A 13,910-nucleotide genomic window follows, 5' to 3' on the forward strand; every position below is an offset into this window, starting at 1 on the left:
CAATAACTCCATGTAGATCACTCCGCTGTCCCCCGCGATGCCGCGTGAGACGTGGTGAAAACATGGGTCAGTTCTCGATGGAAAAATCCGCTCCTGCCGGGTCAGATCTCAGTGGAAATCAACACCGTGCGGCCTGAAACCAGCGTGCGCACGACGCGGCCCTCGAAGCGGGCCTCATCGAACGGGGTGTTGCGGCAGCGCGATTTGAGCTGCGCAGCGTCGAGCAGCCACGCCTCGTCCGGTGCGATCACCGCGATATCGGCGCTGCGGCCGGGGCGCAGCGTGCCGGCCGGTAGGCCGAGCAATTCGGCGGGTCGGGTCGACATGGCGCGGATCAGCGTCATCAGGTCGAGGCTGCCATCGTTCACAAGGCGCAGCCCCGCGGCGAGCATGGTTTCCAGCCCGATGGCGCCGAAGGCGGCCTCCGAGAACGGCAGGCGCTTGACCTCGACATCCTGCGGGTTGTGATCGGAGACCACCACGTCGATCAGGCCTTCCGCCAGCGCGCTTACCAGCGCCCGCCGATCGTCCTCGTCGCGCAGCGGCGGGGCGACCTTGAAGAAGGTGCGGTAGCCGACGACATCGCGCTCGTTCAGCGTGAGGTGGTTGATCGAGGCGGAGGCGGTGACGGCGAGGCCCGCCTCCTTCGCCCGCCGCAGCACATCGAGCGAGTCCGGGCAGGTGAGCGAGGCAGCGTGGTAGCGACCGCGGGTCATGGCGGCGAGGCGCACGTCGCGCTCGAACACGATGGTTTCCGCCGCGCGCGGAATACCGGCGAGGCCGAGGCGCGAGGCGAGTTCGCCCTCGTTCATCACGCCCGCGCCGGTGAGGTCGGCGTCTTCGGTGTGATGCACGATCAGCGCGTTGAACTCGCGGGCATAGGTCAGCGCCCGGCGCAGCACCTGCGCGGAGGCGATGGAGTGGTTGGCATCGGTGAAGGCGACCGCGCCGGCCGCGCTGAGCAGGCCGATCTCGGTCATCTCGCGGCCTTCCATGCCCTTGGTGAGAGCGGCCATGGGATGGACATGCACGATGGCGGTGTCACGGGCGCGGCGCTTGACGAAATCGACGATGGCCGGATCGTCGATGATGGGGTCGGTGTCCGGCTGGCAGATGATGGTGGTCACGCCACCCGCCGCCGCGGCCTGGCTCGCCGAGGCCAGTGTCTCGCGATGCTCGGCACCGGGCTCGCCGATGAAGGCGCGCATGTCGACGAGGCCGGGCACCACGATGCGGTGGCGGCAGTCGACGATCTCGGTGCCCTCGGGCAGGCCCTCCGAGGACAGACCCGAGGCGATGTCCTTGATGACGCCGTCGGCGATCAGCAGGTCGGCTTTGATGTCGAGGTCGCGGGAGGGGTCGAGCACGCGCCCGCCGGCGAGCAGCACCGGACGGGGCGAGGGGGAGCGGCTGTCATGCATTGGGCAGGTTCCCCGGCAGGGTGCGCGACAGCGCGTCCAGCACTGCCATGCGGACGGCGACGCCCATCTCGACCTGTTCGCGGATCAGCGACTGGGCGCCGTCCGCGACCGCCGAATCGATTTCCACGCCCCGGTTCATCGGGCCGGGATGCATCACCAGCGCGTCGGGCTTGGCATAGCGCAGCTTGGCCTCGTCGAGGCCCCAGAAGTGGAAATATTCCTTCACCGAGGGCACGAAGGAGCCGTTCATGCGCTCGCGCTGCAGGCGCAGCATCATGACGATATCGACATCCTCCAGTCCCCGGCGCATGTCGTGATGCACCTCGACGCCGAAGCGCTCGATGTCGCGCGGCAGCAGGGTCGGCGGGGCCACGACGCGCACCTGCGCGCCCAGCGCGTGCAGCAGCAGAATGTTGGAGCGGGCGACGCGGGAATGGGTGATGTCGCCGCAGATCGCGACGGTGAGCCCTTGGATGCGGCCCTTGTTGCGGCGGATGGTCAGCGCGTCGAGCAGCGCTTGCGTCGGGTGTTCATGGGCACCGTCGCCGGCATTGATCACCGCGCAGTCCACCTTGCGCGCCAGCAGTTCCACCGCCCCCGAGGCGCTGTGGCGCACGATCAGCAGATCCGGGTGCATGGCGTTGAGGGTCGCGGCGGTGTCGATCAGCGTCTCGCCCTTCTTCAGCGAGGAATTGCCGACCGCCATGTTCATCACATCCGCGCCGAGCCGCTTGCCGGCCAGCTCGAAGGAGGACTGGGTGCGGGTGGACGCCTCGAAGAACAGGTTGATCTGGGTGCGGCCGCGCAGCGTCGCCCGCTTTTTCTCGACCTGGCGGTTGAGGACCACGAACTCTTCGGCGAGGTCGAGCAGGCCGGTGATCTCGCCGGCGGACAGCCCTTCGATGCCGAGAAGATCGCGGCGCGAGAGCGTGAAGGGTGCTTTGGGGTTCGATGTCATATCGAAGTCGGCTGGATAGACTTAGCCCGGGGTGACCGCAAGCGATTAAGCGAGATTTCCCAAGAAACGACGATGAATTCGCCGCAGGGGAGCCGTCATCATCGGTCCTTACGGCTTCCGGGTGTCCGCTGCCAGCAGGCGGTGAAAATCGACGTCGAAAGCACCGGGCCATGCGAGGGCGCGCCCGCCTCCGAGGGGCACTCACTGCCGCGATGGAACCGGGCGCGGCGGTGACGCGTTCTTTCGCCAATGCCCATCGGGCGCTGAAGGAGTGCTGATGATGAGTGGTTTCCTGAACAAGGCGCGTGTCGTGCGTGGCGCGGCCGTTGCGGCGGGGCTCGCCGCCTTTTCGTCGCTTGCGCTGTCTCCGGCCTCGGCCGCGAACATGGGCAGTGCCGCCCTGGAACGCGCGCCGGTCAATCTTCCGGTGGAGAATGTGCGATGCGGCGACGGCTGCGCGGTGGGCGCGGGCATCGCGGCCGGCGTGATCGCCGGAGCGGCGATTGCGGGCGCTGCCAACAACAATCGGTACTATCGCGAGCGCAACTATTATTACAACGAGCCGGCGCCGGCCTATTACGGCCGCGGCTATGGCCCGCGCCCGAATTATGGTCGCTGCTGGGTCGAGACCAACCCGATGCGCGGCACCGGCTACTGGGGGCGCTGCTGATCGCCTTCCTTACAGGTGGGTGACCACCGCGATCACCGCCGGCATGGTGATTGCGGCGAACAGGGTCTGGAGCGTCAGCATCTCGGCGAGCAGCGGCGCGTCGCCCCCCATCTGGCGGGCCAGCACGTAGCCGTTGGGCGCCGAGGGCACGCTTGAAGCCACGGCGACGATCAAAAGATCGACGCCGTTCAAGCCGAGCGCGAGCCCGATGGCCACCGCAATGGCGGGCAGCACGAGCAGCTTGAGCGCCGCCGCCGCAAGGCTTTCCGGCCGGGGGCGGCGCAGGTCGCCGAGCCGCAGCCCGGCACCTACCACCAATAGCCCGAGCGCCAGCGAGGCGCGTCCGAGCACGTCGCAGAAGGTGATCAGGATCGCCGGCACGGGAAGGTGCAGAATGTTGATCACCGCGCCGATGAGGCACGACCAGATGAACGGGTTGCGCGCGAGCTGCATCAGCAGGCCGCGCGCCGACACAATGCCATTGCCGGCATGCCGCGCCAGTACCGCCACGCTCATGATATTGAGCAGCGGAATGAGCACCGCGATCGCCACCGCTGCCACCGCGAGCCCGGCCGGGCCGGCCAGCGAGCCGGACACCGCGAGCGCGATATAGGTGTTCCAGCGCAACGAGCCCTGGAAAAACGAGGTGTAGGCCGGTCCCAGCATGCCGAACAGGCGACATAGCTGACGCCGCAACACGGTGAATACCGCCGCCATCAGTGCGATCGATCCGGTCAGCGCACCTCCGACCTCCATAACCGCCACGCCGGTCAGGTCGGCGCGGGCGATGTTCACCACGATCAGCGCCGGAAACAGCACGTAATAGGTGAGCCGCTCCAGCGCGACCCAGTGCGATTCCTCCGGCAGCAGGCCACGCTTCAGCACGATCCCCAGCGCGATGATGAGAAACACCGGCACCAGGGCCGCGAGCACGCTTGCCATGGGGTTAGTCCCGCGGTTCCGCCAGAAAGCGGAGCCGGTCCAGCGCGCCTTGCAGGATGAAGGCGGCGGCCTGCTGGTCCACGACTTCGGCGCGGCGGGCGCGGCTCATGTCGGTGGAGATCAGGTCGCGCTCGACGGCGGCAGTGGAGAGGCGTTCGTCCCACAGGATGATCGGCAGTTCGGTCAGCCGGGCGAGATTTCGGGCGAAGGCGCGCGAGGCCTGGGCGCGCGGGCCCTCCGAGCCGTCCATGTTCACCGGCAGGCCGAGCACGAAGCCGACCACGCCGCGCGCGGAAGCGAGCTGGAGGATGCGCCCGGCGTCGGGCGTAAACTGCTTGCGCGCGATGGTCTCGACACCGGCCGCGATGCGCCGGTCGGGATCGCTGCTGGCGACCCCGATCGTCTTGGTGCCGAGATCGAGGCCGATCAGGCTGCCGCGCGCGGGCAGCAGCCCGGCGGCTTCCACGATGGAGAGAATGGGTGCGCTCATGGCCGATGCGCTAGCACGACCGCCGGGCGCGCGCCACATCGCCATGGAGGGGTGTGGGCCGCGTCGCGAGCCCTTGTGCCGTCCTCGACGCGCCCTAATCTCCCGCCAGACGTTTCCTTGAGGAGATACCGATGAAGATCACCTGGTACGGTCATTCCGCCTTCCGCCTCGATTTCGCGGACAAGGCGGTGCTGATCGATCCGTTTCTGACCGGCAACCCGTCGTTCCGCTCCGGCCGCGACGTGGCGGTGATGGGCACGACCCATGTGCTGCTGACCCATGGCCATGGCGATCATGTCGGCGACACCGTGGGAATTGCTGAGGCGACCGGCGCCACCGTGGTCGCCAATGCCGACCTCGCCGCCTGGCTCGGCCATCAGGGCGTGAAGAATCTGGAGATGATGAACACCGGCGGCACGGTATGGCTCGACGGCTTCGCAGTCTCCATGGTGCGCGCCGACCACTCCTCGGGCGCGATGGTCGACGGCCATTCGGTTTATCTCGGCAATGCCAACGGCCTGATCGTGAAGGCGCCGGGCGAACCGGTGATCTGGCATATGGGCGATACCGACCTGTTTTCCGACATGGCGCTGATCGCCGAGATCCACAAGCCGGAGATCGTGATGGTGCCGATCGGCGACCGCTTCACCATGGGGCCGGAGAGCGCGGCGCTGGCGGTGAAGCGCTATCTGCCGGGTCTCACCATCCTCCCGTGCCACTATGCCTCGTTCCCGCCGCTGGAGCCGAATGCCGAGCGCTTCGTTGCGCTGGTCGAGGAGGAGGCGACGGTGATCGTGCCGGAAAACGGCGTACCGCTCAGCTTCTGACGAATCAGGGGGCGCGGTCGCGCCCTTCCATGTCGGCGCAGGCGCGGCGCACGGCCTGCGCCTGCATCAGCATCGCGACCGCGACCAGCTTCTCCAGCGCCTCGACCAGCGCGGGCAGGGCGATTCCGCCGCCGCGCGGTTCGGGCCGGCTCACCAGCCCGGCCTGCTCGGCCTCGTGCAGCATCCCGACGATGTGCGAGCGCGACAGCCGGTAATTCCGCGCCAGATGGGCGATTGGGGGAGGCGGGGCGCCGCGGCCGGTTTCCATCAGCGACAGCGCGAGCACGAGCCCACCATCGCGCTCGACGAACATGTCGAGCTCCGGCACGTCGTCCACCATGCGCCACCCCTGGCGGAACGGCAGCAGAAACGCGGCGACGAACGGGCCGAGGAAAGCGGGGTCATCGAGCCGCTCCAGCCCCGGCCGCACCTCCGGCATGAAGCCCACCATGGCCTCCAGCGTACGGCGCCAGCGCTCGCGGTGGAGCGCGAGCAGCTTCTCGGTGGCCGCGAGTCGGTTCAGGCGTCGGTCCGGGTCCGGCACGCTGGTAACGAGGCCCAGCAGCCGGAAGGTCGCGAGCATCGCGCCGGCACGGCCGGGGCTGCACAGGCCAAGTTCGGCTGCCTGTGCCTTCAACCGGCCCGATGTGAGGCCGCCGCGCGGGCCGCCCGCCAACGCCTCGAAATGCATGTCCAGGACGAGGAGCGAGAGAATGAATCGCCCGCGGTCATTTACCAGCCGGTTGAGAAAGGGACTGCCGCGATAAGTGCCGACGATGACGGCGGCGAAGGCGTGGGCGGCCTCAGTGAATTCCGGCCGTGCCCGCAGCGCCGCGATGTCGCCGGGCAAAATCGCGCTCGGCGCCCGCCGCGGCGTGGCGAGGGCGATGGGGCGCAGCGAAGGCGAGCCGGTGTTCGGCACCTGGATACTCCTGCCGTAATGTTGCTTCCCATGCGGCAGTCTCGCTGGGGAATGCAACCAATCTTCGGCATTGATGACGGTTTCGATCTGGCGAATGCATACGCGCCCCGCTTCAAAGTCAACCCGAGGAAATACCATGAAAAATCCGGGGAATTTCTCTCTCCTTCCGGCGAGCCGCGGCCGGCGGGCGCTGCACGCGCTGCTCGGCGCCGCCGCGCTCGCCCTGTTCGTCCCGGCGGGGAGTGGCCCGGCCGGTGCGGTGATCTACTGCACGGGGCCCGGCGTACCCGTGGGCTGCGTGGTGCGCCCGGCCGCTCCCGCCGCGCGGGCGGCGGTCTACTGCACGCGTCCGGGCTATCCGGTCGGGTGCGTCGGCGGCGTCGGTGCTCCGGGTGTCGGTGCTCCCGGCGTCGGTGTCGCGCCGGGCGTTGGAGTGGGAGCGCCGGGCGTGGGTGTTGCGCCGCGCGCCGGTTCTCCGGTCAATCGCGGCGGCCCGGTCAATCGCGTCGGCGTGCACTGAGCGCCGACGCCGTACTTCGTTCTCGTGAAAGGAAAACATCATGACGCTTCGTCTTTTCCCCCGCAGCGCGCTTGCCGCCGCCGCGCTGGTCGGCGCCTCGATCCTCGCCGCTCCGCTGGCTCACGCCGACAAGGCAGCCGGGGACGCCTGCGCGGCCTCGCTGAGCGCCGACGGCAAGGCGATCTACGCCGCCGCTCTGCCCTCGCTCGGCTCGGCCGACCTCCGCACGGTGGTGACCAACACCACCAAGTCGCTGGTCGAGGGTGGCAAGGTCGCCATGGGCAGCGCCCGCTCCAATGCGCAGGCCGCCGGTAAGTGTCTGGAAGTGGCCGGCTCCTGAGCCGACTTGCCCTTGTGGCTCCGATCGTCGGATGAACCGGGCGTAGCGCGTTGCGGGGCGGGCAGTCGCCCTGCTATACGGCGCGCGGTAGCAATTCAGCGTTCGGGATTTTGAGATGGCGGTCGATCAGGCGACGGTCCGGCGGGTGGCGCGGCTTTCGCGCATTGCCGTGACCGAGGACGAGGTGGCCCATCTGCAGGGCGAGCTCAATGCCATTCTCGCCTTCGTGGATGAGCTGGCGCAGGTGGATGTCTCCGGCGTCGAGCCGATGACCAGCGTCATCCCCATGACGCTGCCGATGCGCGCGGACGAGGTGACGGACGGGTTCTATCCCGCCCGTGTCCTCGCCAACGCTCCCAATGCCGAGGACGGCTTCTTCGCCGTTCCCAAGGTTGTGGAGTGAGCGCGATGACCGAACTTACCCGCCTCACCATCTCCGCCGCCCGCGAGGGGCTCGCCGAAGGCCGCTTCTCGGCCACCGAGCTGACGCAGGCCTATATCGACGCCATCGAGCCGGCCGGCGATCTGAACGCCTATGTGCTGGCGACGCCGGAAAAGGCGCTGGAGATGGCCAGGGCCAGCGACGAGCGCATCGCCAAAGGCGAGGCCGGGCCGCTGGAAGGCATCCCGCTCGGCATCAAGGACATGTTCGCCACCGAGGGCGTGCGCACCACGGCGTGCTCGAACATCCTCAAGAACTTCGTGCCGACCTATGAGTCGACCGTGACCTCGCAGCTCTGGCGGGACGGCGCGGTGCTGCTCGGCAAGCTGAATCAGGACGAGTTTGCCATGGGCTCGTCCACCGAATCGAGCGCCTTTGGACCGGCGGTGAACCCGTGGCGGCGCACCGGCTCGACCCAGCCCATCGTGCCGGGCGGCTCCTCCGGCGGCTCGGCGGCGGCGGTGGCGGCGCATATCTGCGCGGGCGCGGCCGGCACCGACACCGGCGGCTCGATCCGCCAGCCGGCGGCTTTTACCGGCACGGTCGGCATCAAGCCGACCTATGGCCGCTGCTCGCGCTGGGGCATCATCGCCTACGCCTCCTCGCTGGACCAGGCCGGCCCGATCGCCCGCTCGGTGAATGATGCGGCGCTCCTGCTGCGCTCCATGGCCGGCCACGATCCCAAGGATTCCACCAGCGCCAACCTTCCCGTGCCGGACTACCAGCAGGCGGTCGGCGCCTCGGTGAAGGGCAAGCGCATCGGCATTCCGAAGGAATATCGCGTCGATGGCATGTCGGCCGAGATCGCCGCCCTGTGGGACAAGGGCGCGGACATGCTGCGCGAGGCGGGGGCGGAGATCGTCGAGATCAGCCTGCCGCACACCAAGTACGCGCTGCCGGCCTATTACATCGTGGCGCTGGCCGAAGCCTCGTCCAACCTCGCGCGCTATGACGGCGTGCGCTATGGCGAGCGCGTTCCCGGCCGCGACATCATCGAGATGTATGAGAAGACCCGCGCGGCGGGCTTCGGCGAGGAAGTGCGCCGGCGCATCATGATCGGCACCTATGTGCTCTCGGCCGGCTATTACGACGCCTATTACCTCAAGGCCCAGAAGGTGCGCACGCTGATCAAGCGCGACTTCGAGAACGCCTTTGCGGACGGCATAGACGCGGTGCTCGCGCCCGCCACCCCGTCGCCGGCCTTCGGCATCGGTGAAAAGTCCGGCGCCGATCCGGTGGAGATGTATCTCCAGGACGTGTTCACCGTGACGCTGAACATGGCGGGCCTGCCTGGCATCGCGGTGCCGGCCGGGCTGTCCTCCGACGGCCTGCCGCTGGGCTTGCAGCTCATCGGCCGCCCGTTCGGCGAGGAGGGGTTGTTCTCGCTCGGTCAGGTGATCGAGGACGCCGCCGGCCGCTTCCCGTGCCCCGATCAGTGGTGGAAGTGATGGCGCGCCGCCTGCCTGACAGAGAGGCCGCGCTGCTGCCGTTCCGCTCGGAGATCGACCGGATCGACGCCCAGATCGTCGAACTGCTGGCACGGCGCTTCGAGGTGGTGAAGCACGTCATCGCGGTGAAGAAGACCGAGGGTCTCGCCGCGCTGCTTCCCGAGCGGGTCGAGGATGTGGTGGAGAAGGTCTGTGCCGAGGCGGAGACCAAGGGCGTGCCGCCAGAGCTGGTCGAAAAGCTCTGGCGCATCCTCATCCAGTGGGTCATCGACTACGAGAACGAGCGGCTGGGCTGAGCCCGGCCGCCATTCTCTCGAAGTTCAGCGATCCAGCGACGACACAGCCTCGCTGAGCGTTTCCTGCTCTAGCGACACCTGACGCGTGGCCCAGTCCGCGAAATGCGCGGCGTTGCGGCAGAAGCCGGGGATGGATGCGCCTTCGGGAGCGGTCCCCAGCCAGTCGCGGCAGGTGTCACCGGAGCGGCAGCCGAGGCAGCGCTGGGCGCCGCCGCGCAGCTCGTCATTGGAAACCAGAGGGAACCGAGGGTCGAAGCCGGCGCGCTCCATCATGGCGCGGAACAGTGCCAGCCTTTCGTCGATCGTATCGATGTGCATGTGACGCCTCCCTTGTCCAAACCGGGAAAGGGTGAGCGCGAAACCGGCGCGGCGCGTTGATATCGCTCAATCCGCGCGCGATACCCAGTCGCGGAACAGGGCCAGATCGATATTGCCGCCGCTGAGCGCGACGCCGACCCGCCGGCCGCGCTGGCGCTCGCCCTCGCGCAGCAGGGCCGCAAGGGCGGCGGCGCCCGCGCCCTCGGCGAGGTTATGGGTGTCGGTCCAGTAGATTCTCACCGCCCGCGCCACCTCGTCGTCGCTGACGGTGACGATGCGGCTGGCGCCGGCGCGGATGATGTCCAGCGCCTGCGCATTGGGAATGCGCACCGCGAGCCCGTCGGCCTTGGTGTCGGCGCTGGCGATCTCGACCGGATGCCCGGCCGCCACGGAGCGGGCATAGGCGTCGGCATGGGCGCTCTGCACGCCGACGATCTCAGTCCTGAGCCCCATCAGGTCGCGGGCGAGGATCGCCCCGCAGATGCCCGAGCCGAGGCCGATCGGGACATAGAGCGCGTCCAATGTCCCGGCGGCGGTGAACAGTTCATGCGCCCAGGTGGCGACGCCGAGCACGAGGTCGCGGTGGAAGGACGGCGCGAAATACAGGCCGTCGCGCTCGGCCAGCGCCATGGCATGCACGCGAGCGGCGTCGAAATCCGCGCCATGCTCGATCAGCGTGGCGCCGAGCGCGGCCATGGCGGCGTTCTTCTCCGCGCTGTTGCCCTCGGGAACCACGATGGTGACGGGCAGGCCGTGGCGGGCGCCGGCGAAGGCCAGCGACTGGCCGTGATTGCCGCGCGTCGCCGAGATGAGACCGTTCGGCGCCAGCCGCTCGCGGGCGAGGCGCTCGGCATGGATCAGCCCGCCGCGCACCTTGAAGGCGCCGGTCGGGGTCTGGTTCTCGTGCTTTACCCAGACCTCCGCTCCGGTGCGCGCCGCCAGCAGCGGCCAGGCATATTGATGGGTGCCGGGGAAGACGGCGTGAACCTGCCGCCGCGCGGCTTCGAGATCGTCGAGGCTGAACATGAGCGACCAATAGGGCAGGCGTCCCGCGAAGGAAAGCGGGTCAAGGAAAGCGGGTGTTGCCTCGGGGCGGAGTTTGGGGGTAGGCAATCCGGCAAAGCCGATAGGATTATTCCGATCCGCCGCCTGCAAACGTCAGAAGGCCGCCCGCGATGAACATGCACGCCCGCCCCGCCGACCCGAAGAAGCTGATCAAGGGTGCGACCGGCGACTGGGAAGTCGTCATCGGCATGGAAATCCATGCGCAGGTGACGTCGAACTCGAAGCTGTTCTCCGGCGCTTCCACCGAATTCGGCGGCGATCCCAATTCGCACGTCTCGCTGGTCGATGCCGCGATGCCCGGCATGCTGCCGGTGATCAACGAGGAATGCGTGAAGCAGGCGGTGCGCACCGGCCTGGGGCTGAAGGCGCAGATCAACAACCGCTCGGTGTTCGACCGGAAGAACTATTTCTACCCGGACCTGCCGCAGGGCTACCAGATCAGCCAGTTCAAGCACCCGATTGTCGGCGAGGGCGTCGTGCTGGTCGACACCGCCGACGGACAGATCGAGGTCGGGATCGAGCGGCTGCATCTGGAGCAGGATGCCGGCAAGTCGATCCATGACCTGCATCCCAACCAGTCGCTGGTCGACCTGAACCGCTCCGGCGTGGCGCTGATGGAAATCGTCTCGAAGCCTGACCTGCGCTCCTCCGAGGAAGCCAAGGCCTATGTGACCAAGCTGCGCACCATCCTGCGCTATCTCGGCACCTGCGACGGCGACATGGAGAAGGGTAGCCTGCGCGCCGACGTGAACGTCTCGGTGCGCAAGCCAGGCGATGATTTCGGCACGCGCTGCGAGATCAAGAACGTCAACTCGATCCGCTTCATCGGCCAGGCCATCGAGGTCGAGGCGCGCCGCCAGATCGGCATCATCGAGGATGGCGGCACCATCGACCAGGAAACCCGCCTGTTCGACCCCGGCCGGGGCGAGACCCGCTCCATGCGCTCCAAGGAAGAAGCGCATGACTACCGCTATTTCCCCGACCCGGACCTGTTGCCGCTGGAATTCGACGACGCCTTCGTCGAAGCGCTGAAAGTGCATCTGCCGGAACTGCCGGACGAGAAGAAGGCGCGCTTCGTCGCCAGCTACGGCCTCTCGGCCTATGACGCCGACGTGCTGGTCGCCGAGAAGGACACCGCCGACTATTACGAGGCGGCGGCGAAGGGGCGCGACGCCAAGGCGGTGGCGAACTTCACCATCAACGAGCTGTTCGGCCGGCTGAACAAGGAAGGCAAGGACATCGCCTCCTCGCCGGTCTCTGCCGATCAGATCGGAACCATCGTCGACCTGATCGCCGACGGCACCATCTCCGGCAAGATCGCCAAGGACCTGTTCGAGATCGTGTTCACCGAGGGCGGCGATCCCCGCGCGGTGGTGGAAGCGCGCGGCATGAAGCAGGTTACCGACACCGGCGCCATCGAGGCGGCGGTCGACGCCATCATCGCCGCCAACCCGGATAAGGTGCAGCAGGTGCTGGCCAAGCCCACCATGCTGGGCTGGTTCGTCGGGCAGGTGATGAAGTCCACCGGCGGCAAGGCCAACCCGCAGGCGGTGAACGACCTGTTGAAGGCGAAGCTCGGCATCTGAGAGCCAGATATCGTCATCCCGGACGGCCGATAGCCGATCCGGGAACGCCGAAACGGTGAGCGGTCCCGGCTCTTTGCCGCGCCGGCGGGGATGACGCCGATTGAGAGGGCGACGATGACCCATGTAACGCCGATGACGGCCCGTTCCGAGGCCGTTGTCATCGAGCCCGCCACCCACGCGGATCTGGCCGACATCATCGCCATTCTCGCCGCCGAGACGCTGCTCGGGGTGCGCGACAGCACCGATCCGGCCGACCTGCCGGCTTATGAGCGCGCCTTCGAGGACATCGCGCAGAACCCGCGCACTACGATCTATGTAGCAAAGTGCGAGGGGCGGGTGCTCGGCACCTTCCAGCTCGTGCTGATGCGGGCGCTGACGCGCCGGGGCGCGCTGCTGGCGATCGCCGAGGCGGTGCAGGTGCACCCGGACGCGCGCGGCATGGGGATCGGCCGCGCGATGATGGATTTCGCGAAGGACGAGGCGAAGCGGCGCGGAGCCGGCTCGCTACAGCTCACCTCAAACAAGCAGCGGCTGGATGCCCACCGCTTCTACGAGCGCGCCGGCTTCGAGCGCCGGCATGAAGGCTTCAAGATCGATTTCTATTAAGCCGGCAAACCATCCTCACAGACATTTTGCCATGAACACGTGCCAGGCCTTGGCGCCGGTCAGGTTGTTCTTCGCCTTGTAGTCCTTCCACTGCGCGTTGCAGCGGGTCAGCGCGGCCTTGTCGGTCTCGCTGTCGTCATCCTCCTCGCGCGCGGCGGCGGAGGGCTGAGTGGTGGACGGCTTGTCCTTGGTCAGCGGCTTGGCGCCCGCGCTCGGCACCGAGGTGCGCGAGCCTGTGGTGGCGCTTTTCGGCGCGGGCGTCGTGCCGGCCATGCAGGACTGCGAGAACTCGCGATAGGTGAGATCGCCGGTCTGGTCCTTCGCCTTCATGTCGTTCCAGCGCGCCGCGCAGTCCTTGGCGGAGGCGCCGCCGGTGGCGGGCTTGGGCGCCGGGGCGGAGGAGGGCGCAGCGGAGCCTGCATTGGCGGTGCATTGCTGGAAGAACTGGCGATAGGTGAGATCGCCGGTCTGGTCCTTAGCCTTCATGTCGTTCCAGCGCTCGGAACACTGCTTCATCACCGCCGAACTCTGGGCGTTCGCGGGTGCCGCCGTGGCGAGGGCGATGAGGGCGGCGGCCAATGCGCTGAAGGCCGCGTTCCGGCGCGGGGGGAAGCTGTTGCGGACCGGCATGTCGCACCTCGGCGAAATTGTCTGCCGCGGTGCCGCCGCCGGCGCGGGGAGGGCCGGCAGTCTGCCAGCCCCTCGCGACACGTCTTAGAACCCTTTCCGCTCAGGTGGAATCACCTCGGCGATAGAAAGCGCTCACTTCATTGAACGGGAGCATTTTCCTTTGCGAAAGGCGGTGGGCTTTGGCACATCCAGCCGCTTCGCGCGTGCGAGGCGGTGCCTAACGGCGGGGCGAGGTGCCGCTCGGCACCCCGCCCGCCGGCGCCGTTCAGGCGCCCTTGAGACATTTCGACAGGAAGTCCTTCTGGCCGAGGCCGTTCAGCTTCCCGGCCTTCTGGCCCGTGCTCCACTCCTTCTCGCAGCTTTTCTTGCTGGTCTGGGCGGCGACCTTCAGCGGGGCGGGGGCCGCCTGTGCCGTGGTCTGCACCTTGG

17 protein-coding genes are annotated in these 13,910 nt (G+C 68.0%); 9 read left to right on the plus strand and 8 right to left on the minus strand.

Annotated features, from left to right (window positions below; all coding sequences use genetic code 11):
- Positions 1–101: 101 nt before the first annotated feature.
- Complete coding sequence (locus tag VRZ77_RS20925; RefSeq protein WP_414594503.1) at positions 102–1,421, minus strand: dihydroorotase; 1,320 nt, start codon at positions 1,419–1,421, stop codon at positions 102–104.
- Entirely contained in the window at positions 1,414–2,379 is a 966-nt protein-coding gene (locus VRZ77_RS20930; RefSeq protein ID WP_414594504.1) for an aspartate carbamoyltransferase catalytic subunit, read from the minus strand. Before VRZ77_RS20930 ends, VRZ77_RS20925 begins: the two co-directional genes overlap by 8 nt.
- A gap of 277 nt (positions 2,380–2,656) precedes the next feature.
- Here VRZ77_RS20930 and VRZ77_RS20935 point away from each other — a divergent pair, with 277 nt between their 5' ends.
- The gene (locus tag VRZ77_RS20935; RefSeq protein ID WP_414594505.1) at positions 2,657–3,049 is read left to right on the plus strand and encodes a hypothetical protein; all 393 of its coding nucleotides are present in this window, start codon (positions 2,657–2,659) and stop codon (positions 3,047–3,049) included.
- Positions 3,050–3,058: 9 nt separating this feature from the next.
- Here VRZ77_RS20935 and VRZ77_RS20940 read toward each other — a convergent pair whose 3' ends face one another.
- Both VRZ77_RS20940 and ruvX read right to left on the minus strand, forming a co-directional pair.
- A complete protein-coding gene (locus VRZ77_RS20940; protein ID WP_414594506.1) occupies positions 3,059–3,991 on the minus strand; it encodes an AEC family transporter in 933 nt (310 codons plus the stop codon).
- 4 nt (positions 3,992–3,995) lie between these two features.
- Positions 3,996–4,481, minus strand: coding sequence for a Holliday junction resolvase RuvX (gene ruvX, locus VRZ77_RS20945; RefSeq protein ID WP_414594507.1), 486 nt, complete (start codon positions 4,479–4,481; stop codon positions 3,996–3,998).
- 131 nt (positions 4,482–4,612) lie between these two features.
- Between ruvX and VRZ77_RS20950 the strand changes: the two genes are divergently transcribed.
- A complete protein-coding gene (locus tag VRZ77_RS20950; protein WP_414594508.1) occupies positions 4,613–5,308 on the plus strand; it encodes a metal-dependent hydrolase in 696 nt (231 codons plus the stop codon).
- 4 nt (positions 5,309–5,312) lie between these two features.
- Here VRZ77_RS20950 and VRZ77_RS20955 read toward each other — a convergent pair whose 3' ends face one another.
- Complete coding sequence (locus tag VRZ77_RS20955) at positions 5,313–6,230, minus strand: hypothetical protein (RefSeq protein ID WP_414594509.1); 918 nt, start codon at positions 6,228–6,230, stop codon at positions 5,313–5,315.
- Between the two features lie 136 nt (positions 6,231–6,366).
- On the opposite strand from VRZ77_RS20955, the gene VRZ77_RS20960 reads away from it, so the two are divergent.
- The 5 genes from VRZ77_RS20960 (at position 6,367) to VRZ77_RS20980 (ending at position 9,276) form a co-directional block, all read left to right on the plus strand.
- On the plus strand, positions 6,367–6,750 hold the full coding sequence (locus VRZ77_RS20960; RefSeq protein ID WP_414594510.1) for a hypothetical protein: 384 nt from the start codon (positions 6,367–6,369) through the stop codon (positions 6,748–6,750).
- Positions 6,751–6,790: 40 nt separating this feature from the next.
- Positions 6,791–7,090, plus strand: coding sequence for a hypothetical protein (locus VRZ77_RS20965; RefSeq protein WP_414594511.1), 300 nt, complete (start codon positions 6,791–6,793; stop codon positions 7,088–7,090).
- A 115-nt stretch (positions 7,091–7,205) separates the two neighbouring features.
- Positions 7,206–7,493, plus strand: coding sequence for an Asp-tRNA(Asn)/Glu-tRNA(Gln) amidotransferase subunit GatC (gene gatC / locus VRZ77_RS20970; RefSeq protein ID WP_414594512.1), 288 nt, complete (start codon positions 7,206–7,208; stop codon positions 7,491–7,493).
- Positions 7,494–7,498: 5 nt separating this feature from the next.
- Positions 7,499–8,980: an Asp-tRNA(Asn)/Glu-tRNA(Gln) amidotransferase subunit GatA gene (gene gatA, locus VRZ77_RS20975; protein ID WP_414594513.1), complete on the plus strand. Its 1,482-nt coding sequence runs from the start codon at positions 7,499–7,501 to the stop codon at positions 8,978–8,980.
- Positions 8,980–9,276: a chorismate mutase gene (locus tag VRZ77_RS20980; RefSeq protein WP_414594514.1), complete on the plus strand. Its 297-nt coding sequence runs from the start codon at positions 8,980–8,982 to the stop codon at positions 9,274–9,276. The genes gatA and VRZ77_RS20980 overlap by 1 nt, the downstream gene beginning before the upstream one ends.
- A gap of 24 nt (positions 9,277–9,300) precedes the next feature.
- On the opposite strand, the gene VRZ77_RS20985 is transcribed toward VRZ77_RS20980, so the two are convergent.
- Both VRZ77_RS20985 and VRZ77_RS20990 read right to left on the minus strand, forming a co-directional pair.
- A complete protein-coding gene (locus VRZ77_RS20985; RefSeq protein ID WP_414594515.1) occupies positions 9,301–9,594 on the minus strand; it encodes a DUF6455 family protein in 294 nt (97 codons plus the stop codon).
- Between the two features lie 66 nt (positions 9,595–9,660).
- Positions 9,661–10,620 carry a threonine dehydratase gene (locus VRZ77_RS20990; RefSeq protein ID WP_414594516.1) on the minus strand — a complete coding sequence of 320 codons (960 nt, stop codon included), beginning with the start codon at positions 10,618–10,620 and terminating at the stop codon, positions 9,661–9,663.
- Between the two features lie 149 nt (positions 10,621–10,769).
- Between VRZ77_RS20990 and gatB the strand changes: the two genes are divergently transcribed.
- Together gatB and VRZ77_RS21000 are read left to right on the plus strand one after the other, a co-directional pair.
- Entirely contained in the window at positions 10,770–12,245 is a 1,476-nt protein-coding gene (gatB, locus tag VRZ77_RS20995) for an Asp-tRNA(Asn)/Glu-tRNA(Gln) amidotransferase subunit GatB (RefSeq protein ID WP_414594517.1), read from the plus strand.
- A 114-nt stretch (positions 12,246–12,359) separates the two neighbouring features.
- Positions 12,360–12,851, plus strand: coding sequence for an N-acetyltransferase family protein (locus tag VRZ77_RS21000; RefSeq protein WP_414594518.1), 492 nt, complete (start codon positions 12,360–12,362; stop codon positions 12,849–12,851).
- Positions 12,852–12,866: 15 nt separating this feature from the next.
- Here the strand turns inward: VRZ77_RS21000 and VRZ77_RS21005 are convergent, their stop codons facing one another.
- The gene (locus VRZ77_RS21005) at positions 12,867–13,481 is read right to left on the minus strand and encodes a hypothetical protein (protein WP_414594519.1); all 615 of its coding nucleotides are present in this window, start codon (positions 13,479–13,481) and stop codon (positions 12,867–12,869) included.
- Positions 13,482–13,910 lie beyond the last annotated feature (429 nt).

This window comes from Ancylobacter sp. G4_0304 (genome assembly GCF_047501495.1).
GTDB lineage: Bacteria > Pseudomonadota > Alphaproteobacteria > Rhizobiales > Xanthobacteraceae > Ancylobacter.